The organism is Pseudomonas sp. 2822-15 (assembly GCF_002742515.1).
Taxonomy (GTDB): domain Bacteria; phylum Pseudomonadota; class Gammaproteobacteria; order Pseudomonadales; family Pseudomonadaceae; genus Aquipseudomonas; species Aquipseudomonas salomonii.
This window is the reverse complement of sequence record NZ_LJRY01000270.1, coordinates 1-290: the sequence shown is the minus strand read 5'-3', so window position 1 is coordinate 290 and position 290 is coordinate 1. Positions and strand designations below refer to the sequence as shown.

Genomic DNA, 290 nt, shown 5'->3' with positions numbered 1-290 from the left:
TAGTGCAGTTGGATTGGTTCGAATAGCGCTTAATACTTTTCTGTATAATCGAAGACTTCCGTCATAGTTATGCTGTCTTTCGTGGTATATAGCAACTGCTAATTGAATTAATGTGTGCCAATGTTTTTCTTTATTTTTTTTCCAATACTCTTCCATAATCTCATGACATTAAAAATAATCTCTGGTTCCATGAGATTCAATCAAATATTCAATATAAGCATCTGGATAATTCATCATTTCCCCCCGTGAAAGTGATCTAATTAATGTTAATGTAACATATTCTTATAAGA

1 protein-coding gene is annotated in these 290 nt (G+C 31.4%); it reads right to left on the bottom strand.

Annotated features, from left to right (window positions below; translation table 11 throughout):
- Positions 1-156, bottom strand: a 156-nt coding sequence (locus AOA59_RS33650) for a DUF309 domain-containing protein (RefSeq protein ID WP_371919095.1), incomplete at its 3' end; no start/stop codon positions are given.
- Positions 157-290: the final 134 nt, after the last annotated feature.